The following is a 25855-nucleotide window of genomic DNA, read 5'->3' on the forward strand; positions in this document are numbered from 1 at the left end:
CGGGGGAACGAAACGGGCTCGGCGGTGGCGGTTCTCGACCGCGTCACGCCGAATACGGTCCGTCCCAATCTGACTCGCGCGCAGCGCACGGCCGCACGGCTACGCCTGGCCCGGGCCGATCTGCTCGTCGCGGGCGCGTACCTGTCGCTGGCGGTACTGGTGCTGTCCGGTCAGTGGATGCACACCGACCGCGGCTACCTGATCAAGAGTGGCCAGGACCAGACCATGTGGGAGTGGTTCTTCGCGGTCACCGCCCACGATGTCTCGCATCTGCACAATCCGCTGGGCACCACGCTGCAGAACTATCCCGACGGCGTGAACATGATGGCCAATACCGCCATGTTCGGAGTCGGGGTGCCGCTCACCCCGGTCACGCTGCTGTTCGGCCCGACGGTCACGTTCGTGCTGGTGCTCACCCTGGGCCTGTGCGGCACCGCGTTCGCCTGGTACTGGCTGTTCTCCCGCGAGCTCGTCTCGTCCAAATTCGCTGCGGCCGTGGGCGGTCTGTTCTGCGGGTTCGCGCCCGCCATGATCTCGCACGCCAACGCCCACCCGAATTTCGTGCTGCTGGCGCTGCTGCCGGTGATCGCCTTGAAGGTGATTCGGATGGCGCGTCGCGCGGCCGCGGGCACCGAGGTGATCCGAGGTCGCCGCAACAAGGACGCCTTCGTGCTGGGCCTGCTGGTGGCGATGCAGATCGCGCTCGGTGAGGAGCCGCTGCTCATCTTCGCGCTCGCGTTCGGACTCTTCGCGCTGGTCTACCACCTGCACGCCCCGAAGACCGGGCTGCGGATGGTGCGCAGCCTGGCCCCGCCGGTGCTGCTGGCGGCGCTGATCACGGTGGCGCTGACCGACATTCCGCTGTGGTGGCAGTTCTTCGGGCCGCAGTCCTACCGTTCCATCGACCACGGGCCGATGAAGAACGACCTGAAGGCGCTGTTCCAGTTCCCGTCCGAGTCCCTGGGCGGCCTGTTCTCGCACGGCCAGAACGTGGCCATCAATGCGACCGAGGAGAACTCGTACTTCGGCTGGCCGCTGTGGATCGTGGTGTCGGTGGCCATCGCCCTCATGTGGCGGGAACGCGCGGTGCGGGCCGCCGCCGCGGTGATCGCCCTGTTCACGATCCTGTCGCTGGGCGCCTCGGCCACCATCGGCCTCGGCGACACCGGTATCGTGCTGCCGTGGAAGTGGCTCGACCATGTGCCGCTGCTGAATTCGGTCCTGGAGTCCCGCTTCACCATGGCCGCCATCCCCGCCATCGCCGTGGTGCTGGTCCTGGCCACCCAGCGCGCCCTGGACTATTGGAGCGTCTCCGCCACCGACTGGCGCCCGCTGGCCCTGTTCGCCGCCCTGGTCTTCGCCCTGCTGCCGCTCACCCCCACCGTCCTGCCGGTGGTCCAGCGCGCCCCCACGCCCGCGTTCTTCACCGACGGCACGGTGCGCCACTACGTGTCGGGCGGCTCCGTGGTGATCGCCCCGCCACCCACGGCCCCCGACGCCCGCGCCCTGCGCTGGCAGGTCGACTCCGGCTTCGAATTCCCCCTCGCCGGAGGGTATTTCGTCGGCCCCACCGGCTCCTCCAAGAAGGGCCGCTACGGCCCCGACGACCGCCCCACCGCCACCCTGCTGACGAAAGCCCAGCAGACCAACAAGATTCCGTCGATCGAGGAATCCGACCGCATCCGCGCCCTGGTCGACCTCCGCTACTGGCGAGCCGATGTCGTCGTCCTCCCCCCCACCGACAACGCCGACACCCTCCGCCTGACCCTGGACCAACTCCTCGGCTTCCCCGCCAAGTACGTCGACGGCGTCTGGCTGTGGGACGTCCGCGGCCTCCTGCACTGACCCCGCGTCAGCGCGGCGGCGGCGCGCTCACCTTGGTGTAGGTCGCTCCGGCGTAATTCGCGCCGGAGCGCACCAGCGTGCCGCCGCGAAACTCGACATCGGTCCGGGGTGCGGACACCGGGCAGCCGTGGTCGCTGCCGGTGGGTTCGAGCCGGGACTCGCCGACCGAGATGCGGGTCGACAGATTGCTGGACTCCAGCAGCGCGGTGTACGAGCAGATGCCCTGGCCGCCGCCGGGCAGCGTGATCTTCTCGGTGAGGGTGAAGACCTGGTCGCCGATATTGCCGCCGTTGATGGTCAGCGCGTAGTCGCCGTCGCCCGAGGGACCGGTCTTCGCCGACCAGCGACCCAGCACGGACCCGGGCACCTGCCCGTCGGTCGCCGGGCGACCGGCGGAGGTGGGGCTGACGGTCGAGACCGGCGAGAACGCCTGGGTGCTGGACGCGTTCGTCACCTCCGCCGTCGAACCGAGGTACCGGAACAGGCCGTATCCCAGGCCGCCGGCGGTGACCACGCACAGCAGACCGAGGGCAGCGACGAGGACACCGCGCCGCGGGCTGGTCGGACCGGCGACGGGTGCGCTCTGGGCGGGCGGTGGGGATTCCGGTGGCGTGGGCTGGACGGCGTGCGGCGATGGAATCGAGGGTGCGCCGCCCGGCAGCGGCGGTGTCACGAAATAGGTTGTCGGCGTGCGGGACTCCGCCGCGTCCCGGGCGGCGTTCATGAAGTCGGCGCAGGTCGGGTAGCGCTGCGCCGGATCCTTGGCGAGCGCGCGACTCAGCACGTCGTCGAGCGCCCGCGGTAGATCGGGCCGCACCTGGCCCAGTCGCAGCGGCGCGACCGTCGTGTGCGCGTGCACCCAGCCCAGTGGATTGTCGGCGTCGAAGGGGCGGCGGTCGGTCAGCAGCACGAAAAGCGTGCAGGCCAACGAGTATTGGTCCGATTGCGGTCCGATGGGCGCGCCCGACACCTGTTCGGGTGAGGCGAAGGCGAAGGTGGCGGCGATGACGCCGGTCGCGGTCAGTTTGGTGGATTCGTCGCGCAGCCGGGCGATGCCGAAGTCGGTCAGCAGGGCGCGTTCGGTGCGGCCGTTGTCGGCGGGCGCGAGCAACAGGTTGGAGGGCTTCACATCCCGGTGCAGGACGCCCTTGCCGTGCGCGTAGTCCAGGGCCCCGGCGATCTCGGCCCCGATGCGCAGGGCCCGCGAGGGCGCCACGGCCCGCAGCAGTCCGGCGTCCGGGCCGTCGACGTACTGCATGGAGATCCACAGCAGGTCGTCGGCGACGCCGCGGTCGTAGACGGACACGATGTGCGGGTGGTCGAAGCGGGCGGTGAGGTCGGCTTCGCGCTGGAAGCGCCGCCAGGTGTCCGCCTCGGTCATCAGCGCGCTCTGGTGCATGATCTTGAGCGCCACCATGCGGGGCAATCGGGGGTGTCGCGCCACGTAGACCGATCCCGACCCCCCGGTCCCGATCCTCCGCTGAATCACATGCCCGGCCACGATCTCACCGGGACGGAGTTCCGCCATGCCCCCGCTTCTCCATTCCTCGCCGACGCCGCGCACCGACGACCTGTCGATCTTCGCCGAAGCTCGCGTGTCGTGGGAACCCTATCGAATTCCGGTCGGTTGAAGGACTTTTCGGCTCTCAGTTGGTGCGGGTGTAGGTGACGGCGCCGCTGCGGGAGAGGGCTCGGGTGATGCGGCCGTCGGTGAGGACGAGTTCGTGGGTTCCTTGGACCAGGCAGCCGTCGGCGTCGCCGGTGACCAGGTTGCCCGAGCCCACGGTGATGTCGGCGGTGCCGGAGACGGCGAGGAGGCGGTAGTCGAAGACGCAGATCGGGCGGTTGTCCCGGAGGACGGTCGAGGTGACGACCACGTCGTCGAGGTTGCCCTGGCGGATGGAGAGGCGGTAGCGGTCGGCGTTGGCGGTGCTGGTGCCGGACCAGTCGCCGACGAAGGCGGAGGGGATGCGGCCCGCGGGGGCGGGTGGGGTGGCGGCGACCGTTGCGAGGGCGGTGGGGGCGGCCGAGGCGACGGTGGGGACCGCGGCGGACAGCGGTGTGCCGGTGGATCTTCCGTGGCTTTCGAGGTTCATGGTGACGACGATGGCGCTGCCGCCGATCACGGCGGCGGCCAGCACGGCCAGCAGGCCGGTGACCACGCCGCGGCTCACACCCGTCGACACCGGGACGGGTTCGGGGGCCCGATGCCGGTGGGGCGCGGCGTCTTCGAAGGGTCCGGTGCGCGCGCCGTAGGCGACGCCGTAGGCCGGTGCGTCAGGGTTGGTGCGGTAGCCGTCGGCGAGGGCGGTGGGGTCGGTACGGGAGGAGCGGAGCAGGGTCGGGTCGGTGCGGGGGGAGCGCAGGACGGACGGGTCGGTGACGAACCCGGGCGGTGGCGGGTTCGGGGCCGCGGCGGCCGGGTTCAGGACGGTTCGGGCTGAACCCGTCTGCCAGGCGTGCCAGGCGGCATCGGCGAAATCGGTGCAGCTGGGGAATCTTTCGTCCGGGTGTTTGGCCAGGGCGCGGTCGAAGACGGGGTCGAAGGCCGCGGACAGGTCCGGGCGGAGCTGGGTGACGTGCAGGGGCGGCGTGCTGGTGTGGGCGTAGATCCAGCCCGCCAGGTCGGTGGCGAGGAACGGGCGGGTGCCGGTGAGTAGCACGAAAAGGGTGCAGGCCAAGGAGTACTGGTCGGTGCGCGGGTCGAGGTAGCGGCCCGAGACCTGTTCGGGGGACGCGAAGGCGAAGGTGGCGGAGATGTCGCCGGTCTTGGTGACGTGGGTGGTCTCGTCGCGCAGACGCGCGATGCCGAAGTCGGTGAGCAGGGCGCGTTCGGGGCGGCCGTCGGCGGCCGGGGAGAGCAGGATGTTGGAGGGCTTCACATCCCGGTGCAGCACGCCCTGGCCGTGCGCGTAGTCGAGGGCCGAGGCGATGCCGTCGCCGATGCGCAGCGCCCGTTCGGGGGCCAGCCCGGTGAGGCCGTCGGCGTCGGGACCGGCCACGAATTGCATGGCGATCCACAGTCTTCCGGCGTCCATGCCGCGGTCGTAGACCGACACGATGTTCGGATGGTCGAAGCGGGCGGTGATGTCGGCCTCGCGTTCGAAGCGCCGCCAGCCCTCGGTATCGGCGTCCACCTCGTCGCGGTTGAACACCTTGAGAGCGGCCAGGCGGGGTAGCCGGGGATGGCGGGCGGCGTAGACGGTGCCCGATCCTCCGGCACCGATCCAGCGTTCGATGCCATATCCGGCGATCTCCTCGCCCGGCTTCGGATCGGCCATGATCGCGCACCTACCTACGTCAGTGGAACCCTGCTACTTCAGTGGAGCTCTGTCGAGCCAGTCGGTCAGGAGGTTGTTCACCGTGTGCCCGGGCCAGTGCAGCACCATGACGAAACGCGACCGCGGATCGCCGTCGGGGAAGGAGACCGCGGCCAGCGCGCGCTGGCTCTCGCTGTCCCGGGTGACGGCCGGATCCACCGAGGCCGCCGTGGTGACGGTGAGATCACCCGCCACGTCCTGATGCGTTACCGGGGTGACGCGGGCATTGCCGCCGAAGAACAGCGCGGCCACGGATTTGCCCGGGCGGGTGTCGAAGTCGAGGAAGTCGAAGCGCGGCTGACCGGTGGCGTCCTCGGCATTGCAGCGCACCCGGTGCGCGCCCTGGACCGCCTCGTCCGGACCGGGATCCTTGGGCTGGCAGGACCCGCCCTGCCAGCCGACCGCGGTGCCGTTGGCGGCGAGCTGACCGATCAGGCTGGGGAAGGCGCGGGCGATGGCGGCGTCCTCGCGGCCCCAGGAGGAGATCAGGGTGTCGGCGCTGGTGTACGTGATCAGGCCGCTCACATCGGTTTTGCGGCTGACCCGCCCGTCGGGCAGCAGGGTGAGGGTGGTGGGCCCGTTGGCGCGGCAGGCATTGGAGGGCTCGCGCACCACGATCTCGGAGGTCCCGATGATGAGCCGGTCGCCGTCGCCGGGCACCTGGTCCAGCGGGGCGGAGAATTCGCAGTGGAACGGAAACCCGTTGGGTAGAACGCCGTCCACCCGGTTGGACAGCACCGGATCGCCGATCTTGGCCTGTTGCACGGTGAGCCGGTAGTTGGTCTGGCCCTCGGTGGCCAGCCAGGTGCCCACGAACCGGTCGGGCACCATTCCTCGCGCGGTCGGCGGGGATGGCGAGTTGCCCTGGTCGAGCGCGAATCCCACGCCCGCCGCGGTCACCGCCGCCACCGCGGCGGGGATCAGCACACGCCGCTGTAAGCGGCCGTGCCACAGTGGTTTCCGTCTTTGCCTGCCGACGGTCCGAGGCGGCGGATGCAACAGGCGGGCACGGGCGGTGACGGCCAGAGCCGGATCGGAGTAGTACGCCTCGGTGGCGGCACAGGCGAAATCGACGCAGCTGTCGAAGCGGTCCTCCGGGTCCTTGGCCAGGGCGCGGTCGAACACGTCGTCCAGGGCTTCCGGGAGCGCCGGGTTCAGTTCGCTCAGCCGCCGCGGCTTCTCCTGCGTGTGGGCGTGCACCCAGGCCAGCGGATTGTCGGCGGTGAAGGGCCGCTGGTCGGTGAGCAGCACGAAAAGCGTGCAGGCCAGCGAGTATTGATCAGATCGCGGACCGACTGGCTTCCCGCTCACCTGCTCGGGTGATGCGAAAGCGAAAGTGGCGGAGATATTTCCGGTATGGGTGAGCTTGGTGGTCTCGTCGCGCAGCCGGGCGATGCCGAAGTCGGTGAGCAGCGCCCGCTCCGGGCGGCCGCTCTCGGGATCGGCGATGAGGATATTGGACGGCTTCACATCCCGGTGCAGGACGCCCTTGCCGTGCGCGTAATCCAGCGCGGCCCCGATCTCAGCGCCGATGCTCAACGCCCGATCCGGCGAAACATGATGCAGCTCACCGGCATCCGCGCCGTCCACGAACTGCATGGAGATCCAGAACCGGTCCTCGGCGACGCCGCGGTCGTAGATCTGCACGATATTGGGATGGTCGAAATGCGCCGCGATATCGGCCTCACGCTCGAAACGCCGCCATACCTCGTCGTCTTCGGCGACCTCGTCACGTTTCAAGATCTTCAGAGCCGTGAGCCGGGGTAACCGCGGATGCCGGGCCGCATAGACCACGCCCGATCCCCCGGCCCCGACCCGCCGCGCGATCACATACCCGGCGAGAACTTCGCCAGGTCGCAGCTCGGTCATGATTCCTCTTGTCTTCCGGCCCGGCCCCACGCCCAGTTCGGATAACAACCATCATAGAGTCGTTCTTCGTGCGCGCAGACTCCCGAGCGTTCCACCGCATCCGCATCCTCGCCCTGGTGTCCGGTCTTCTCGGATTCCTGCTGGCGGTGATCACACCGATCCTGCCGGTGCAGCAGGACCGGCCCACTCTGCGTTGGCCGCAAGGGGATACGGCCGACGTGGCCGCGCCCCTGGTTTCCTACGTGCCGTTGAGCCTGGACGTGACGCTGCCGTGCCAGGTGCTGCGGGAGTTGCCGAGCGGGACGCTGTTCTCGACGGTGCCCGCCGCCTCCGGGCAGGCCGAGACCAAGGGCTTGGTGGTCAAGGTCACCGACGAACCCGGCAAGGGGCCCGTGCTCTCGGTGCTGGTGCGGTTGATTCCGCTGCTGTCCGCGCCCGTCGCGGAGATCGGCGACTGCGGCGCCGTGACCGTGCGCTCGGACGCCACCCAGACCCGCGTGGAATTCACCGGGGTCGCGCGCAAGGACGGGACGCCGTTCGTCGGCGGCGACACCCGGCCACAGGTGGTGGGCCTGTTCACCGACCTGAAGCGGGAGCAGCTCGGGAACGCCTCCGCCACCGTGCGGATCGACGCGCGCTTCACCTCCAGCCCGACCTGGCTCAAGCGACTGGCGATCATCGGCGCGGTGCTGTTCACCCTGCTGTCGCTGTACGCGCTGCACCTGCTCGACACCGCCGACGGCCGCAAGCCGCGCCGCTTCCTGCCCGCGCACTGGTGGCGGGTGCGGCTCGCCGATGTCGCGGTGCTGGGCACGCTGGTGGTGTGGCACTTCATCGGGGCCAACACCTCCGATGACGGCTACATCCTGAATATGGCCCGGGCCTCGAAGTATTCGGGCTACATGGCCAACTACTACCGCTGGTTCGGGGTCGCCGAGGCGCCCTTCGGGTGGCCGTACGAGGTCCTGGCCTGGATGACCCGGATCAGTGATTCCAGCCCGTGGATGCGGCTGCCCGCGCTGCTGGCCGGCATCGTGTGCTGGCTGGTCATCAGCCGGGAAGTGCTGCCGCGCTTGGGCTCCCGGGTGCGCCGCGACCAGGTCGCGATCTGGACCGCGGGCCTGGTGTTCCTGGCCGCCTGGATGCCCTACGACAACGGCCTGCGACCGGAACCGCTGATCGCCGCGGGCGCCCTGCTGACCTGGTGCTCCATCGAACGCGCCATCGCCACCGGACGGCTGCTGCCCGCGGCCGTCGGCGTGCTGATCGCCGGCTTCTCGCTGGCCGCCGGGCCGACCGGCCTGATCTGCATCGCGGCCCTGATCGCGGGCGCGCGGCCGGTGCTCATGGTGATCATCAAACGCGCCGGGCAGCAGCGCGGTTCGTGGCTGTCGCGCTACGGCGCGTTGCTCGCGCCCGGCATCGCGGCCGGAACCCTGGTGCTGGTGGTCGTTTTCGGTGATCAGACCCTGGCCTCGGTCATGGAGGCCACCCGGGTGCGCACCCTGATCGGCCCCAATGTGGCCTGGTTCGACGAGCGCACCCGCTGGGACTCGCTGCTCATGCTCTCCCCCGACGGCTCGCTGGCCCGTCGATTCGGCATCCTCGCCATGCTGCTGAGCCTGGGCGTGTGCGTGATGGTGATGCTGCGCAAGAACGGCCGCATCCCGGGCACCTCACGCGGTCCGTCGGCGCGGGTGCTGGGCATCGTGTTCATGTCGCTGTTCCTGATGATGTTCACGCCCACCAAGTGGACCCACCATTTCGGCGTGTACGCGGGCCTGGCCGGATCGCTGGCGGCGCTGGCCGCGGTCGCGGTGGGGGTCAACGGGATTCGCTCGCCGCGCAACCGGACGCTGTTCACGGCGGCGGTGTTCTTCCTGCTGGCCATGACCTTCACCGGATCCAATGGCTGGTGGTACGTGTCCAGCTACGGCGTGCCGTGGTTCGACAAGGCCCCGCTCGTCGCGGGCAAGGGCTTCTCCACACTGTTCCTGGGACTGGCGGTGCTGTGCCTGCTGGTCGCGGCCTACCAGCACTTCCGGGAGCCGTACACGACGTCGCGGCCGGTGCGCGGCTTCGACAAGTTCGCCAGCATGCCGCTCACCATCGCGGCCGCCGTACTGGTGCTGTTCGAGGTGTTGTCGCTGGCCAAGGCGGCCATCGGCCAGTACCCGGCCTACTCCATCGCCCAGTCGAATCTGCGCGCGCTGAAGGGCGATTCGTGTGCCCTGGCCAACGAGGTGCTGGTGGAGACCGACACCCCCGGGTCGCTGCTGCACCCGTGGACCGGCTCCGACGCCGACGGCCTGGCCGCGCAGAACACCGGGTTCACCCCCAACGGCGTGGCCACCGACCTCACCGCGGACGCCGAGGAGACCGTCACCGGCGGCGCCAACTCGGTGAACGACAAGTCCGGCAACAAGACCTCCAAGACCACCGGGGCCGGCACCGGCGGCGGCAAGAGCGAGCAGGCCGGCATCAACGGCAGCTCGGTCGCCCTGCCCTTCGGCCTGGATCCGGCCAAGACCCCCGTGCTGGGCAGCTACACCGATGGCGAGCAGCAGGTTTCGAAGCTCACCACCCAGTGGTACAACGCCGAGAAGCTGAACACCGTGCGCGATAACCCGGCCTACCAGGTGCTGGTGGTGACCGCGGCGGGCCGGATCAAGTCCTTCGACAAGGACGGCGTCCAGACCTATGGACAGGATCTGATCGTCGAGTACGGCACCCGCGACGCCGCGGGCGAGGTCCGCGAGGTCGGCCAGATCCGGCCCATCGACATCGGCCCGAACCCGTCCTGGCGCAACCTGCGCATCCCGCTGGACCAGATTCCCGCGGGCGCGAACGCGATTCGCCTGGTCCTGAATGATGCCGACATCACCCCGCGCCAGTGGCTGGCGGTCACCCCGCCCCGGCTGCCCGAACTGCGGACGCTGAATTCCCTTGTCGGCGACCAGGCCCCGGTGCTCGAGGACTGGCACGTGGGCCTCGCGTTCCCGTGCCAGCGCCCGTTCGACCACCACGACGGCGTGGCCGAGGTGCCCGAATGGCGCATCCTGCCCGACCGCGTGGGCCAGGACGCCTCCAATGCCTGGCAGGACGATATCGGCGGCGGGCCGCTCGGCTGGACCGGTCTGCTGCTGCAGTCCGAGACCCGGCCGTCGTACCTGAACCACGACTGGCGACGGGACTGGGGCGCCCTCGAGAAGTTCACCCCGTATGCCCCCAACGCGAATTCACGCCCGACCCTGGACGTGACCGTCGAAACGCGGTCCGGTCTGGCCAAGGACTCACCGATCAAGGCGAAATAGAAGGTGACAACCGATTTCGTGAGCCGAGGGTAACTCGTCGGGTACGTCCAGAATCGGGTTGGCACACGACCGCCGGCACGCGTGCGAATCCGGCAACGGCTCCCAAGCCGTGTGCCAAGTCTCGGAGAGGTGGGGAAGCTACGATCAGCAACCGTGCCAGACGCCTCCGCAGTGCTCACGAAGCCGAACCCTCCGGCGACCGACCCCGCGAACCCGCGTGATTACCGGGTAGCGAAGCTGATAGCGATCGTCGCGGGCCTGCTCGGGGCGCTGTTCGCGCTGGCGACGCCGTTCCTGCCGGTGCAGCAGACCCAGGCGGAGGTGAGCTGGCCGCAGCGTGGTTCGCTGGATCCGGTGCAGGCGGCCCTGGTGTCGCAGGTGCCGATCGACGTGAACATCACCATCCCCTGTTCCGCGGTCGGGCAATTGGATCCGCGTGGCGGCATCCTGCTGGCAACGGCACCGCCGCAGGGCAAGAGCGCGGACCTGGAGGCCATGTTCGTCCGCGTCTCCGGCGACAGCGTGGACGTGCTGGACCGGAATGCCGTGGTGGCCACCGCCACCCGTGCGGAGATGAACGAGTGCTCGAAGCTCGTCATCACCTCCGACAGCAAGGAGACCTACGCCGGCTTCGAGGGCGTCACCCGCACGGTCGAGAAGACCACCCCCGACGGCGGCCGGGAACTGGTCACCGTGCCGATCGAGGGCCGGCTGCTGGGCGACCTGCGGCCGCAGGTGGTGGGCGTCTTCACCGATATGAAAGGCGGCGTCCCGGAGGGCCTTTCGTTCCACATGACGGTGGACTCGCGGTACTCGTCCTCGCCGACGCTGATCAAGCTGGTCGCGATCATCGCCGCCGTGCTGCTCACCCTGCTGGCCATGGGCGCGCTCGCGGTGCTGGACACCAGCGACGGCCGCGGGCACCGGCGCATCCTGCCCGCGCACTGGCTGAAGCCGACCTGGGCGGACGGCGGCATCATCGGCACCCTGCTGCTGTGGCATTTCGTGGGCGCCAACACCTCCGACGACGGCTACATCCTGACCATGGTGCGGGCGGCCCCGCACGCCGGCTACCTGGCCAACTACTTCCGTTGGTACGGCGTGCCGGAAGCGCCGTTCGGCTGGTACTACTACGTCATCCAGGCCTTCGCCGAGATCTCCACCGCCAGCCCGTGGGTGCGAATTCCCGCGCTGCTCTGCGGAATCCTGTGCTGGCTGGTGATCAGCCGCGAGGTGGTGCCGCGCCTGGGCAATGCGGTGGCGCGCTCCAAGGTCGCGCTGTGGACCGGCGGCCTGGTGTTCCTGGCCTTCTGGCTGCCCTACGACAACGGCCTGCGCTCGGAGCCGATCGTGGCCTTGGGCGCGCTGCTGACCTGGGTCTCGATCGAGCGGGCCATCGCGACCTCGCGACTGCTGCCAGCCGCGGTCGCGGTGCTGGTGGCGGCGTTCACGCTGGCGGCGGCGCCGACCGGTCTGATGTGCGTGGCGGCCCTGCTCGCGGGCATCCGGCCGCTGGTCGCCATCGTGGTGCGGCGGCGCAAGCAGTTCGGTGACGTGGCGCTGCTGGCCCCCATCGCGGCGGCCGGAACCCTGGTGCTGGTGGCGGTTTTCGCCGATCAGACCTTCGCCGGGATCATGGAGGCCAACCGGGTGCGGCAGGTGACCGGACCGAATCTGGCCTGGTACAAGGACTATCTGCGCTACTACTACCTGTTCGTCGAGACGGTGGACGGCTCGCTGGCCCGCCGCTTCGCGTTCCTGCTCATGATCCTGTGCCTGATGACCACCATGCTGGTGCTGCTGCGCCGGCGACAGGTGCCGGGCATCGCGAGCGCGCCGACCTGGCGGCTCATGGGCGTGGTCTTCGGAACCATCTTCTTCATGATGTTCAACCCGACCAAGTGGACCCACCACTTCGGTTCGTACGCGGGCATCGCGGGCTCGCTGGCGGCGGTGACCGCGGTCGCGGTGTCCGCCACCGCCCTGCGGTCCCGCAAGAACCGCTCGGTCTTCCTGGCCGGGCTGCTGTTCACCCTCGCCGTCGCCTTCTCCGGCATCAACGGCTACTGGTACGTCTCCAGCTACGGCGTGCCGTGGTACGACAAGACCGTCTCCCTGCACGGCTTCCAGTCCAACACCCTGATGCTCATGCTGTTCGGGCTGGCGCTGGCGGTGGTGGCGTGGCAGTCGCTGCGCGAGGGCTACGCCAAGCCGATGGAGAGCGGGAAGACCCGGCGCGGCAAGCGGATCCGCAGGTTCGCCGCGATTCCGCTCACCGTGGTCGCCGCGCTCATGGTGATCTTCGAGGTGGTGTCGCTGCTCAAGGGCGCGGTGCAGCAGTACCCGGCCTATTCGCTGGCCCGCTCGAACATCGACGCGGTCACCGGCAAGACCTGCGGACTGGCCAATGACGTGCTGGTCGAGGGCAATGTCAACAGCGGCAACCTGACTCCGATCATCGACCCCGCCCACCCGCCGCTGAACGGTGACCCGCTGGCCGGGGAGAACCCCGTCGGCTTCTCCTCCAACGGCGTCGCCGCCAAGCTCGACGCGGACGCCGTCGAGGTGAAGCCGGGCACCGGCAATACCTCCACCCAGACCGTCGGCCCGGCCTTCGAGGAGGGCCAGAACGCGGGCACCGGCGGCGGCAAGGGCGCGCAGGGCGTCAACGGATCGACCGTTGCGCTGCCGTTCGGCCTGGACCCGGCCACCACCCCGGTGATGGGCAGCTACCAGGACGGCGTGCAGCAGCCCGCCTCGCTCACCTCGAGCTGGTACCAGCTGCCGCAGCGTTCGGAGGACTCCCCGCTGATCGTCATCTCGGCGGCCGGGCGCGCGATGTCGTTCGACGACACCGGCAATATGACCTACGGCCAGGACATCTTCCTGGAGTACGCGCACCGCAATCCGGACGGCAGCCTCGGTGAGATCCGGGCCTACCGGCCGCTGGACATCGGCCCCGCCCCGTCCTGGCGGAACCTGCGCATCCCGTTCTCGGCGCTGTCCGACGACGCCAATGTGGTGCGCATCCGGGCCAATGACCCGATCCTGATCGGTGATCAGTGGCTGGCGTTCACGCCGCCGCGGGTGCCCAAGCTGGTATCGCTCGACAGCTACCTGGGCCGGACGCAGCCGATCCTGCTGGACTGGGCGGTGGGCCTGCAGTTCCCGTGCCAGCACCCGTTCGACCACCACAACGGCGTGGTCGACGCGGCCCCCAAGTACCGTATCCTGCCCGATCGCCCGCTCGCGATCAGTTCCACGAACACCTGGCAGGCGCAGGAATTCGGTGGCCCGCTCGGCTGGGCGCAGATGCTCGCGTCGTCGAAGACCGTTCCGACGTATCTGAAGGACAACTACGACCGCGACTGGGGTTCGCTGGAGCAGTACGTGCCGTACTACTCGAACCCGGCCGATCCGGGCAAGGGTGACTTCCCCAAGCCCGCGCAGATCGACACCCATGTGGTGAACCGCTCCGGGTTCTGGTCACCGGGCAAGATGCGGGTCTTCTGACCCGAGGCGTCCGGCATTCGGTGGCCGCCCGCGACCATGCGGGCGGCCACCGCCGTGTTCGGGGCCGATCGAATTCCGGTGGCTACTTCTCGGTGTCCACGTGGGCGACCCACTCGTAGACGGGCAGACTGCCGTCCGGAGTGTCCTGCCACCGTGACGTCACTTTGAAACGCTCGTACCCGTTCCCATACGCGACCCGCAGTTCGACGCCCGGTGGAGTGATCCGAACGATCCGTGTTTCGAGGCCTTCCGGCCCGCCTTCGAGTAGCGCCAGCGGTGAGGTACTCATAGCTGAAGGCTCTCACATTCATGCCTTACAGCCGATAGATTCAGCGCAATCGGCGAGCCGCCTAGACCAGGCCCATCAGCTTCATCAGGGCCACCAGCGGCCCGCCGATGACCGGGATAGCGCTGAAGCTGCCGGTGCCGCCCATGCTGCCCTCGGGCACCGCGGTCGCCTGAATGCCGAGGGTCGAGCCGCCGTTGGGGCCGACCGTGAGGTCGTCGTTCGCGGTGAAGGTGTACTGCCCGGCCACCGACGGGGACCAGGTCATGCTCGCGTTGCCCGAGGCGTCGACCGGAACGGTGCCGAGGCTGATCACCGTGCTGCTACCCGGGTTCACGACCCAGAAGCCCACCTGCGTCCCCGCGTTCGGGGCGCCGACATGAGTGCTGAGGGTGTACGTGGTGCCGACGTGCGCCAGGCCGTTGACGCCGGTGATTCCGTAGGTCACCGCGGACGCGTTCGGTGCGGCGACGACCGCCAGGGCGGTGGCGGCGGTGGCCGCGCCACCGATGATGAGTTGCCGAATTCGACGGGTAGCCATTAGTGCTTCGCTCCCAAGGCTCGCATTTCAAAATGAAATGCGAGCTTTTCACACGCGGGAGCGACCCGCAACGGTTTCGGAATCTACAACGGAAGCAGGTGATGCTTGCGCGGGTTGCGAGGAATTCTCTTGTCCCTGAGCAAGCGCAACGCCCGCCGGATTTCCAGCCGGGTACTCGACGGCTCGATGACCGCGTCGATATAGCCGCGCTCGGCCGCCACCCATGGCGTCGCCACCGTCGCGTTGTAGAAATCGATCATCTGCTGACGGATGGCGGCACGCTGATCCTCCGGCGCCGCCGCCAAGGTCTTCGCCCCGATCAGCGACACCGCGCTCTCCGCGCCCATGACCGCGATCCGCGCCGTCGGCCAGGCCAGATTCACATCCGCGCCCAGCTGCTTGGAACCCATCACCGCGTACCCGCCGCCATAGGACTTGCGGATCACCACGGTCACCTTCGGGACCGTCGCCTCCACGAACGAGAAGATGAACCGGCCACCCCGCTTGATGACACCGATCTTCTCCTGCTCCACGCCGGGTAGGAAGCCCGGCGTATCCACCACGAAGACCAGCGGAATCTCGAAGGCGTCGCAGAGTCGCACGAAATGTGCGGCCTTGTCCGAGGCCCGGGCGTCGAGCGCACCCGCGTAGACCATGGGCTGATTGGCCACCACGCCGACACTGCGACCGTCGACCCGCGCGAAACCGCAGATCACATTGCGGCCCGCGGATTCACCGAATTCGTGGAAGGCGCCGTCGTCGAAGATGCGCAGCAGGATCTCGTGCATGTCGTAGCCGGCATTGTCGGCGTCGGGCACGATGGCCTCGAGTTCCCGGTCCGACTCCGTGATCTCCGGTTCCAGACCGGGATTCACCACCGGCGGCAGCTCCTGACAGCTGGAGGGCAGGTAGCTCAGGTAGTCGCGCACCCACTCGAACGCGGCCTTCTCATCCCGGGCCACATGATGGATATTGCCGTACTGCGCTTGGGAATTCGCGCCGCCCAGCTCCTCGAGACTGACATCCTCGCCGGTGACCTCGCGAATCACCTTGGGACCGGTGACGAACATGTACGCCTTTTCGGTGGCGACCACGACGTCGGTATTGATCGGCGCGTACACCGCGCCGCCCGCGCAGCTGCCCAGAATCATCGAGATCTGGGGTACCAAGCCGGACAACGGTTCCTGGCGTCTGCCCAGCTCGGCGTACCAGGCCAGCGAGGTCACCGCCTCCTGCACGCGGGCGCCGCCGGAGTCGTTGATGCCGACCACCGGGCAACCCACCTTGGCCGCGAATTCCATGATGCCCGCGACCTTGCGGCCGAACATCTCGCCGACCGAACCGCCGTACACGGTCTGGTCGTGCGAGAAGACCGCCACCGGGCGGCCGTCCACCAGGCCGTGCCCGGTGACCACACCGTCGCCGTAGAGCGCGTTCTTGTCGCCCGGATTGCGCACCAGCGCACCGATTTCCACGAAAGTTCCGGAGTCCAGCAGCATGTCGATGCGGTCACGGGCGGAAGGAATGGACTTCCGCGCCCGCTTGGCGATTCCCGCGTCACCCGCCGGTTCCCTCGCGATGTCGAGTTTGAGTCGAAGGTCGGCGAGTTTCTCGGCGGAGGTGCTCACTGGACTCCTTTCGGCAAAAACCTACTTTCGCAGAACCCGTGTCGCGGTGGTGTTATTTCCCGGTGGTGTCGATCTCCGCGAGTTTCTTGGTGAGGTCGGCACCAATGGTCGCGATCCGCGGCTCATCGACGATCTGGAGATGGTCACCCGGAATGTGGATGACTTCCAGCGACGGGATGTGCTCCGACCAACCACCATTCGGGCGGCGATCGCCGAAGCGCGGCTCCAGTTCGATGATGCCGTCGTGGTAACGGTCGGCGAGGTAGAGCGTCACGTCGCCATCGTAGTTCGACAGCTCGACCTTCTGAAGTTCCCGACCCTCGATGAACGAGGTGCGCTGGTGTTCCATCACACCGCCCGGAATATTCGCACCTGCGAACTTCACCAGTTCCATGATGATTTGGATCTGGTCCTCGTCCGAGGCCGCAGCCAGCTCCTCCAGCTGTTCATCGTCGAGTTCGCCGTTGAAGCCGTAGGTCTTCTGCGCGAACGCCTGGTACCGGCGCATGCGCTCCAGGCGTTCCTGAGGCGTATCACGCTCCGGCTCAACCGGAATTGCCAGGTCGATCAGGCCGACCAAGCGAACGTCCGCACCTTCGGCGCGCATGAGCTGCGCGACGGTCAGCGCGAACACCGCACCCAGCGACCAGCCGTAGAAGACGTACGGACCCTCCGGCTGCCGCTTGCGAATCTCCGGGATGTACTGGCGCGCACGCTCTTCGATGGTGCCATCGACCCGCTCGAAACCGAACATCGGGGTTCCGGCCGGGAGCCGCTTCAGCAGCGGCTCGTATACCAGGGTGTTGCCGCCCGACGGGTGGAACACGAAGACCGGCACGGCGTTCGATCCGGCTTCCTTCGCACGCAAGGTACGGACGAAACCCTCGACATCGTCGCTGTGCTCCTGGTACTCCGCGACCACATCCGACATCTTCTCGATGGTCACGCAGGCGCGGATCCGCTCGGGATCGATCTGCGCCTTGGCGCGTTCCGACAATCGAGCAACCAGCTTGCCGAAGGTCTCGGCGTCGAGCGTCGGCAACGGGTTGAAGATGCCGCCCGCCGACTTGCCCGTCACCAACGCCCAGGTCGCGAATACCAGCCGCTCGGGCGCGTTACGTGGCGGGACGTTGTCGGCGTCGGTCTCGGCCACCGGCGCGGACGCCTCATAGTCGGCTACAACAGGTTCGGCGACAAGCGCTTCGGCCTCGGCCACCGGAGAGGGGGTCTCGACCTTCGGCAGCAGCGCGGCCGGATCCTTGCCCTCGGACATGGCGGTCCGGGCGGCCGTGATGAAGTCGGCGTCGACGGCGATGTCCTCACCGGCAGCCTGGCGGGCGGCGATATCCTCGAGCTGCGCGCGGTTCTCCAGCGCGTAGCGCAGCACCTTTCCGACCTCGAGCAGGCTGGCGTCGCGGACCGCCTGCAATTGCAGCTGCGGGATGTCGAACTCGTACTCGACGCGGTTCTTGATGCGCATCGCCATCAGCGAGTCCAGACCCAGCTCCATGAGCGGGATCTCCATCGGCAGGTCCTCGACCGCGTAACCCATGGACTCGGCCACGATGATCGCCAGGCGCGCCTCGATGGTCTGGGTGCCGTTCGGATCCCAGCGCTCACCGGCCGACTCCGCGACCTCGACCGCGGCGGCCGGAGCCGCCTCGACGGCCGCGACCGGCTGCGCCACCGCCGATTCCGGCAGCGGAGCGCCGGAGGTGACGACCGCGTCGAACAGCGGACGGAAGACATTGCCCGCCTTGGCGTGCACCGATACCGACGCACCACCCGGATGCGGAGTAAGCGTGGTGGTCAGAGTGCCGCTCACTGGAATCGCCTCGTGCGCCAGCGACGCGCCGACGGTGACATCCGAGAGCACCTGCGCGGCAGCGGCATTCACCAGCGCGGACAGGTCGGTGACGGCTTGGGCCTGCACCTCCCACACGTGGCGGCCGTCCGGCAGCGCCACGTGCGAGCCCGGCACCACGGTGTCGCCCGAGCCGCCGAAGCTGCCGGACACCTTGGGCCAGTACTCCTTACGCAGGAACGCGGTGCGCGGCACCGGCGCGTACTCACCGGCGGGAAGCAGCGAGGGCAGGTCGACCTTGTGGCCCTGCACGTACAGCTGCGCCAGAGCGGAGACGACGCCGGCGGCCTCGTCTTCCTTACGCTTCAGCGTCGGAATGAGCGCGGCATCATGCACGCCCGCCGCGAAGGTGGTGCCCAGCACCTGCATCAGCGCCACCGAGTTCGGGGCCAGCTCGAGATAGGTGGTGATGCCGTTGTCCACAGCCTGGCGGATCGCGTTGGTGAAGTACACCGAACCGCGCATGTTCATGACCCAGTAGTCCACGTCGTGCACCGGTGCGTTGCCACCGCGGTAGACGGCCGCCGCGTGGACGGTGGAGTAGAGGTCGCGCTTGAGCTTGGTGGGCTCGATACCGGCCAGCTCGGCGGCGAGTTCGCCCAGCAGCATGTCCATCTGCGAGGTGTGGCCCGCGCCGCGGGTCTGCAGCACGCGCGCGAACTTGCCCTCGGACTCGGCGCGCGCCACGATCGCATGCACCTGGTCCGGCATGCCGCCGATCACCGTGTTGTTCGGCGCGGCGTACACCGCGACCTCGATGTCGGGGAACTCGGTCTCGACGAGCTTGGCGATTTCCTCCGCGGAGTACTCCAGCAGCGCCATGTTGCGCACCTGATCGTCGGTCAGCATGGCTTCGCCCTCGGCCATCAGCCTCGAACGAGCGCAGATCACGCGCACGGCGTCCTCGAGCGGCAGACCGCCCGAGATGTACGCGCCCGCGACCTCACCCTGCGAATGACCCACGACGCCTTCGGGTTCCGCACCGTGCGCCCGCAGCACCGAGGCCAGACCCACCTGAATGGTGAAGGTGCCGACCTGGCCCGTGCCGATGTCCCAGTCCTGCTCGTCGTCCAGGATCATCTCCCGGACCGAGTATCCGGCCTCGTCCATCACGAGCTCGTCGACCTGGTCGACGGCCTTGCGGAAGATCGAGTTCTCCAGGTAGAGCTGCTTGCCCATCTTCCGGTGCTGCGCACCGAAACCGGCCATCACCCACAGCGCGCCACGGGCGGCCGGGGAATCAGCCGTGTAGACGCCGGTGCCCGGCTTACCCGCCTCGATGGCGCGCAGGCCCGCGATGGCCTCCTCGTGCGTCTTGGCGACGACCACACCGCGCGAGCGGCCGTGGTTGCGCTTGGCCAGCGCGCGGGCCACATCCTCGAGCGGAGTCGCCTGTCCCGCTTCGGATTCCAGCCAGTCAGCCAGATCCTTGGCGGCGCGCTTGCGGCGCGAGGGCAGGTAGGCCGACACCGGGATGATCAGCGGCAGCGGCTCGTCGCGGGTCCACTCTGCTTCCGGTGCGGCAGCTTCGGTGAGAGCCTCGGCCTCGGTGAGCACATCGGTGGACTCGTCGTCGAGCCCATCGGTCGCGGCGACGGAGGGAGCCGCAGCGGCGGGCACGTACTCCTGGATGACCACGTGCGCATTGGTGCCGCCGAAGCCGAAGCCGGAGACACCGATGGTGGCCTTGCCGCTGTAGCGCGGGAATTCGGTGGGCTCGTCGACGACCTTCAGGTGCGCTTGGTCCCACGCGATGAGCGGGTTGGGGCCCACGTAGTTGATGCTCGGCGGAATGACGTTGTTCTGCAGCGCCATGATCACCTTGGCCAGGCTGGCCGCGCCCGCACCGGACTCGATGTGGCCGAAGTTGGACTTGGCCGAACCCAGCAGCGCGGGCTTGTCGTCCTCACGGCCGCGACCGACGACCCGGCCGAGGGCGTCGGCCTCGAGCGGATCTCCGAGCAGCGTGCCGGTGCCGTGCGCCTCGATGTAATCGACTGTGGAAGGCGGGATTCCAGCGTCCCGGTACGCCCGGCGCAGCACCTCGGCCTGCGCATCCGGGTTCGGGGCCAGCATGCCGTTGGAGCGACCGTCGTTGTTGACGGCGGAGCCCTTGATGACACCGTAGATCTTGTCGCCGTCGCGCTCCGCGTCGGCGAGACGCTTGAGCACGATCAGGCCCGCGCCCTCGGAACGGATGAAACCGTCGGCATCGGACGAGAACGCCTTGAGACGGCCGTTCTTCGCGAAGACGCCGTTGATCTCGAAACCGAGGGTGGCGGCCGGAGCCAGGATCAGGTTGACGCCACCGGCCAGGGCCAGCTCGGCGTCACCGGCGCGCAGCGCGCGCACGGCCTCGTGTACCGCCACCAGGGTGGACGAGCACGCGGTGTCGAGTGCCACGGACGGGCCGCGGAAGTCGTAGAAGTACGAGACGCGATTGGCGATGATGGCCGTCGACGAGCCGGTGAGCATGTAGCCCTCGGCCGAGATCGGCAGGTTCGGGTCACGCGGCCCGCCCAGGGCCTGCATGCCGATGTAGGTGAAGTCGTTGGTGGACGTGCCGACGAAGAAACCGACAGGCTTGCCCTTGAGCTCGTTCGCGGGAATCCGCGCGTGCTCCAGAGCCTCCCAGGTCAGCTCGAGCATGAGCCGCTGCTGCGGGTCCATGCGCTCGACCTCGACCGGGGAATGGGCGAAGAACTCCGCGTCGAAGCCCTTCACGACCTCCTGATCGAGGTATCCACCGAGGGTATTGGCCTGCTCGATCTGCGCGGCGACCTGCGGGTTCGACTTGAACTCGTCCCAGCGGCCCTCGGGTAGTTCGCGAATCGCGTCGCCGCGGTTGATCAGAAATTCCCAGGTGGATTCAGGCGTATCACCCGCACCCGGCAGACGGGTGGACAAGCCGACGATCGCGATGTCGTGCGCGTCGCCGGGCTGGAAACCCTGGGTGTAGAACGAGTCGTCGGCCGCCTCGGCCGGAAGGTCTGGCTCACCGTTGATGATTCGCTCCGCCAGCGAACCGATCGTCGGGTGCTGGAACACGATGGTCGCGTTCAGCACGACCCCGGTCAGCTCCTCGATGTCGCCGCCGAGCGCGAGAGCGTCGCGCGAGGCCAAGCCGAATTCCTCCAGCGGCCGGTCCACCGTGATGTTGTCGAGCGGCTGCCCGGTCGCATCGGAGACCCAGCGGCGCAACCACTCCCGCAGATCCTGCACCGACATGTCGGTGCCCGCAGGTTTCGCCGCGGCATCCGTGGTCGGCGCGTTCTCGGTCGTCTGGGTGGGGTCCGTGCCCTCGTTCTCAGCCATCAGTTCCTCAAGCTACCTGTCTGCTTACGGTGCGCGGCGGTGTTTTCATGCATGAATGGCGCGAACCTTATCGGCTCGCGCCATCCAACTTCGAGACGGTCGTCTCACTCCTCGTCTGGTGCATCGGGGAAGGCCTGCTGCGTGTAACCACCACGCAGGGTCCCGCCCATATATTCCGCCTTGCAGGCGCGACGCGCGATCTTGCCACTCGAGGTACGCGGAATCGACCCGGCGGGAACGAGGAGGATGTCACGAGCGGTGACACCGTGCCGGGAGGAAATGGCCGCGCGGACCGCGTCGGCGATGGGGGCCGGATCGGCCTTGCCCGCGCCCGGACCGCGCTCGGCAACGATCACCAGCTGTTCGCTGGCATCGTCGGCGTCGTAGCTCAGACCGGAGTGGCTGTCCTGCGCGAAGACCTCGGCGGGCAGCTGGTTGGCCGGCACCGCGAAGGCGGCGACGAAACCGGGACGCAGCATGTTCGAGGCCTCCTGCGCGGAGTACTCGAGATCCTGCGGGTAGTGGTTGCGGCCGTCCACGATGACCAGGTCCTTGACGCGGCCGGTGATGTACAGCTCGCCGTCCACGTAGACGCCGTAGTCACCGGTGCGCAGCCAGTTGCCGTCCAGCGGGACGTCGCCGGCCTTGCTGCCCTCGGGCAGGCGGTTGGTGAGACGGTTCCGGAAGGTCTTCTGGGTCTCCTCGGCGCGGCCCCAGTAGCCGATGCCGATGTTGTTGCCGTGCAACCAGATCTCGCCGACCTCGCCCTCGGGGAGCTCACGCGCGCCCTCGGGATTGTCGACGGTCTCCGGGTCCACGATCGCGCCCCACTGCGACAGCGAGACGTAACCGCACGACACCTGCGCGATGGAGTTCTCGGTGCCCTGCTCGACCTTCACCACGCGACCGGCGTTGAGCTCGGTGCGGTCCACATAGATGACCTTGGCCTCGTCCTCGTGCCGGGTGGCCGACACGAACAGGGTGGCCTCGGCCATGCCGTAGCACGGCTTGATGGCGGTCTTGGGCAGGCCGTACGGGGCGAACGCCTCGTTGAACTTCTTCATCGAGGTGGTGGTCACCGGCTCGGAGCCGTTGATCAGGCCGAGCACGTTCGACAGGTCCAGCGATTCGCCCGCCTTGGGCAGGCCGCGCACGGCGGCGTGCTCGAAGGCGAAGTTCGGTGCGGCGGCGAAGGTTCCGGCGCCGTCGGAGACCGCGGCCAGCTCGTTGATCCACCGCGAGGGACGGCGCACGAAGGAGGCCGGCGACATGATGGTGATGTACTTGCCGCCCACGGCGGGCAGGATCACCGTCAGCAGACCCATGTCGTGGTACAGCGGCAGCCAGGTCACACCGCGCGAGTTCTCGTTCAGATCCAGCGCGTTCACCATCTGCAGCACATTGGTGCCGACACCGCGGTGGGTGATCTCGACGCCGGCCGGCACGCGCGTGGAGCCGGAGGTGTACTGCAGGTAGGCGATGTCGTCGACGCGAATGTCGGGGCGGATCCAGGACTCACCGACACTATCGGGGATGGCGTCGACCGCGATGATGCGCGGGCGCTGGGCCGCGGGCAGCGAGCGGAAGAACTGCCGCACGCCGGCGGCGGAGGAGCTCGCGGTCAGGATCGCGGAGGGCGTGCAGTCGCCGAGCACGGCGTGCAGCCGGTCGGTGTGGCCCGGCTCGTCCGGATCGAACAGCGGCACCGAGATGGTGCCCGCGTAGATCGCCGCGAAGAAGGAGATGACGTAATCCAGGCCCTGCGGGGCCAGGATGGCGACCCGATCGCCCCGCTTGGTCACCTGCTGCAGTCGGGCGGCCACCGCGCGCAGCCGGGTGCCGAACTGGCTCCAAGTGAGGTCCTGGTACTCACCGTCGCGCTCGCGTGAGTAGTCGATGTAGCGGTAGGCAAGGTCGTTCGCGTCATTGCCCGCAGTGTGCATCTCGACGTAGTCGACGAGGGTACGTCCCTCGGGAATCGTGATGTTCCCCGTTTCGTCGAGGTAATCGTCGAAAGTCTCGTCCATTCCTTCTTCTCCTCCGAGGCACACGCGGCATGGAACGGCTGCTTTGCCGCTGTTACCTGTGAGGCCCCGACTGTGTTCGCCCGCGGGAGCTCCATGGGAGAGCCAACCTGCAGAATTTCGTTGCGGTCTGCGCGGTGACCGTCTATTGGCTAGATGTTCTCGAGCCAGGGACATGTTACAGAGGAGCGATCCGGCCATGCTTCGGAGCGGCCGAACATCTCCCAGCTCACACCACTGGACTATGGCTTCACCGGCGCGAATGCCTCCAAATGGGTGGGGAGCGCCCCGGATAGGACACAACTAGGACAGGGATGTGAGTTGCCGCACCCACCGGGTCTCGGCAGTGTCGCAACCCGGAGCACTTTACCGGGTGACCCCCAAACTGGGGGGTTGGTCGGCGGGGGTCACCATTGACTCACGAATGTGCTGGGTGCGGGGCGTTTTCGATGAGACCTGAGGCCCAGTTCACCGTCCACTGGGTGGCGGTGGTCCCGGTGTCGTCCACCTGGTAGCCGTTGTAGAGGCTGTGGACTGGGTTGCCCGCGGCCTTGACCAGGATATTCAGGCTGCCGAGGATGTTTCCGGGGTTGAGCGCCTGCCGGGGCGAATCACAGATCAAATCACCTGCGGCGCAGATGGTGAAGGCCCGGTCGGACAGCTTGCCGAAGCCGCCGCGCGGTCCGGTCATGGTGATGCCCGGCACGTTCAGGCCCCGCAGCGCGACCTCCGCGCCGACGCCCGCCGGGGACGGTCCGATGGCCGTGGCCTCGCCCGGGTCGCCGATATCGCGGCGGCCGTCGGCGATGGTGGTCACACCCAGCACCAGGTCCTCGGGCACCGGGCCCTTGCCCGCGCCGATCTGCGCGGCCACGTCACCCGCGATCACCGCGCCCTGTGAGAAGCCCGCCAGCACGAAGGTGGTGAGCGGGCAGTCGGCGTGGGTCTTGGCCAGCTTCTCCGAAGCCCGCTTGGCGCCCTCGGACCGGCTGTTGTTGTACGACGTCTGCCCGTCCGGCGGAATGGCGACCGGATTCGAGAACTGGGCGACGTAGGGAACGGTGTAGACCTCGAGCCGTTCGTTCGGGAACTTGGCCCGAATCGGGTTGGAGATGTTCAACATCAGCGACGCCGGGTTCGCGGTCGGGTTGTAGGGGTCGTCGGTGGCGTTCGACTCCCAGGTGCCCGGAAGGGACAGCAACAGCACATCCGGGCAGGCGGCCGGCTGCGAACTCGGACGGGTGGGTCCCGGCGGCTTGGGGCCGGGCAGCCGCAGCCGGCCGGCCAGCAGGTACCACAGCAGCAGCGCCACCACGACCACGATCACGATCGCGGCGATGGCGAGGAGCAGGCAACCTACGGGCCGGGTCCGGCGTCGTCCGTTTCGGCGTCGTGTCGTCACTTGTTGCAGTAGCTCTTCGTGGCGACGTCGTAGTAGGTCTTACCCGCCTGCTCGACCGACATCTTGGCCGGATCGAAGGCCGGGTCGGAGCCGGCGATGGCGGTCACGTACGTGATGATCTGGTCCTGCGGCGCGTTCTCCGCCTTGCCCTGGCAGACCAGATTCGCCGCGGTGATGGCGATATCCGAGGAGCCCGGGGTGATGCCGGCCTTCTTCAGCTCCTCGAGGAAGCCCTTCTCCTTGTCCGTCAGCGCCGGGGAACCGGGCGGCGTGGTCAGGAACTGGCTCGGGATCGGGTCCGGGCGCTGGGAGGTCCCGCTGTCGGGCGCGGCCGAGGGGGCCTGCTGATCGGCCGACGGCGTGGCGGCACCGGAGGCGGCGGCCGTGGTCTTGGTGGCGCTCAGCGTGGGAGTGCTCTTGGCGGTCGAGTCGTTGCTACCGCACGCGGCGAGCAGGCCGGCGGCGGCGAGGGCGGCCACCACGCCGAATACCTTTCCACGGGTTCCGTGCATCTATTCGCTTCCTATTTCTGTCCAAGGGCAAAGGTCGCCCCCAGGCTAGCCGCAACCCGGACGCGGAGCCCGAACCACAACGGACCCTCATCCGTTTCTTAGGGGCGATTAGGGCCTGTTCGTCGTGAAAGTCGTCGCAAAAGTCTCAGTTGGGACGGACTTCAGGGCCCAGCGCGGGGATGGGCGCCGGGGACGGCGGTTCGGCCGGAGTGGGTTCCGGGGCCGGGACCGGAGCCGCCGCCGGAGCCGGGATCGCGGCGGGGCCCCCGGCCGGAGCCGGAGCCGAGGCGGGTGCGGCTGCCGCCGGAGCGGGAGCAGGGGCCGCAGGGGCAGGTGCGGCTGCCGGCGGGACGGGAACCTCGGGGGCCGGGGCCGGAGCCGGGGCGTTCGCGGGAGCCGGAGCCGGAGCCGGGGTGGCGGCC

At 68.5% G+C, this 25855-nt stretch carries 13 protein-coding genes; 3 read left to right on the plus strand and 10 right to left on the minus strand.

The annotated features are described in order from the left end of the window. Nucleotides 1-24: 24 nt before the first annotated feature. Nucleotides 25-1845, plus strand: a complete 1821-nt coding sequence (locus ACFYTS_RS03200) for a glycosyl transferase (RefSeq protein ID WP_357275169.1) — start codon at nt 25-27, stop codon at nt 1843-1845. Nucleotides 1846-1852: 7 nt separating this feature from the next. Here ACFYTS_RS03200 and ACFYTS_RS03205 read toward each other — a convergent pair whose 3' ends face one another. From ACFYTS_RS03205 to ACFYTS_RS03215, 3 genes are all read right to left on the minus strand, one after another. Further along, on the minus strand, nt 1853-3373 hold the full coding sequence (locus ACFYTS_RS03205; protein ID WP_387300947.1) for a serine/threonine-protein kinase: 1521 nt from the start codon (nt 3371-3373) through the stop codon (nt 1853-1855). A gap of 118 nt (nt 3374-3491) precedes the next feature. Next, nucleotides 3492-5126: a protein kinase gene (locus ACFYTS_RS03210; RefSeq protein ID WP_387300949.1), complete on the minus strand. Its 1635-nt coding sequence runs from the start codon at nt 5124-5126 to the stop codon at nt 3492-3494. Nucleotides 5127-5159: 33 nt separating this feature from the next. Further along, on the minus strand, nt 5160-7034 hold the full coding sequence (locus tag ACFYTS_RS03215; protein ID WP_387300951.1) for a serine/threonine-protein kinase: 1875 nt from the start codon (nt 7032-7034) through the stop codon (nt 5160-5162). A 68-nt stretch (nt 7035-7102) separates the two neighbouring features. On the opposite strand from ACFYTS_RS03215, the gene ACFYTS_RS03220 reads away from it, so the two are divergent. Next, nucleotides 7103-10348 (plus strand): arabinosyltransferase domain-containing protein, encoded by a 3246-nt coding sequence (locus tag ACFYTS_RS03220; RefSeq protein ID WP_387300953.1) that lies wholly within the window; start codon nt 7103-7105, stop codon nt 10346-10348. Between the two features lie 153 nt (nt 10349-10501). Beyond that, nucleotides 10502-13861, plus strand: coding sequence for an arabinosyltransferase domain-containing protein (locus ACFYTS_RS03225; protein ID WP_387300955.1), 3360 nt, complete (start codon nt 10502-10504; stop codon nt 13859-13861). Between the two features lie 82 nt (nt 13862-13943). Here ACFYTS_RS03225 and ACFYTS_RS03230 read toward each other — a convergent pair whose 3' ends face one another. The 7 genes from ACFYTS_RS03230 to ACFYTS_RS03260 all read right to left on the minus strand — a co-directional run bounded on the left by ACFYTS_RS03230 (nt 13944) and on the right by ACFYTS_RS03260 (nt 25433). Next, entirely contained in the window at nt 13944-14150 is a 207-nt protein-coding gene (locus ACFYTS_RS03230) for a DUF5988 family protein (RefSeq protein ID WP_357275158.1), read from the minus strand. Between the two features lie 61 nt (nt 14151-14211). Further along, complete coding sequence (locus tag ACFYTS_RS03235) at nt 14212-14688, minus strand: hypothetical protein (protein WP_387300957.1); 477 nt, start codon at nt 14686-14688, stop codon at nt 14212-14214. A gap of 83 nt (nt 14689-14771) precedes the next feature. Continuing rightward, nucleotides 14772-16316: an acyl-CoA carboxylase subunit beta gene (locus ACFYTS_RS03240; protein ID WP_387300959.1), complete on the minus strand. Its 1545-nt coding sequence runs from the start codon at nt 16314-16316 to the stop codon at nt 14772-14774. A 52-nt stretch (nt 16317-16368) separates the two neighbouring features. Then, a complete protein-coding gene (pks13, locus tag ACFYTS_RS03245) occupies nt 16369-21495 on the minus strand; it encodes a polyketide synthase Pks13 (protein WP_387300961.1) in 5127 nt (1708 codons plus the stop codon). Nucleotides 21496-21599: 104 nt separating this feature from the next. Continuing rightward, complete coding sequence (gene fadD32, locus ACFYTS_RS03250) at nt 21600-23522, minus strand: long-chain-fatty-acid--AMP ligase FadD32 (protein ID WP_357275150.1); 1923 nt, start codon at nt 23520-23522, stop codon at nt 21600-21602. 415 nt (nt 23523-23937) lie between these two features. Then, nucleotides 23938-24921, minus strand: coding sequence for a cutinase family protein (locus ACFYTS_RS03255; protein ID WP_387300963.1), 984 nt, complete (start codon nt 24919-24921; stop codon nt 23938-23940). After that, nucleotides 24918-25433 carry a DUF732 domain-containing protein gene (locus tag ACFYTS_RS03260; RefSeq protein ID WP_357275146.1) on the minus strand — a complete coding sequence of 172 codons (516 nt, stop codon included), beginning with the start codon at nt 25431-25433 and terminating at the stop codon, nt 24918-24920. Before ACFYTS_RS03260 ends, ACFYTS_RS03255 begins: the two co-directional genes overlap by 4 nt. Nucleotides 25434-25855 lie beyond the last annotated feature (422 nt).

The organism is Nocardia sp. NPDC004151, assembly GCF_042874235.1.
GTDB lineage: Bacteria > Actinomycetota > Actinomycetes > Mycobacteriales > Mycobacteriaceae > Nocardia.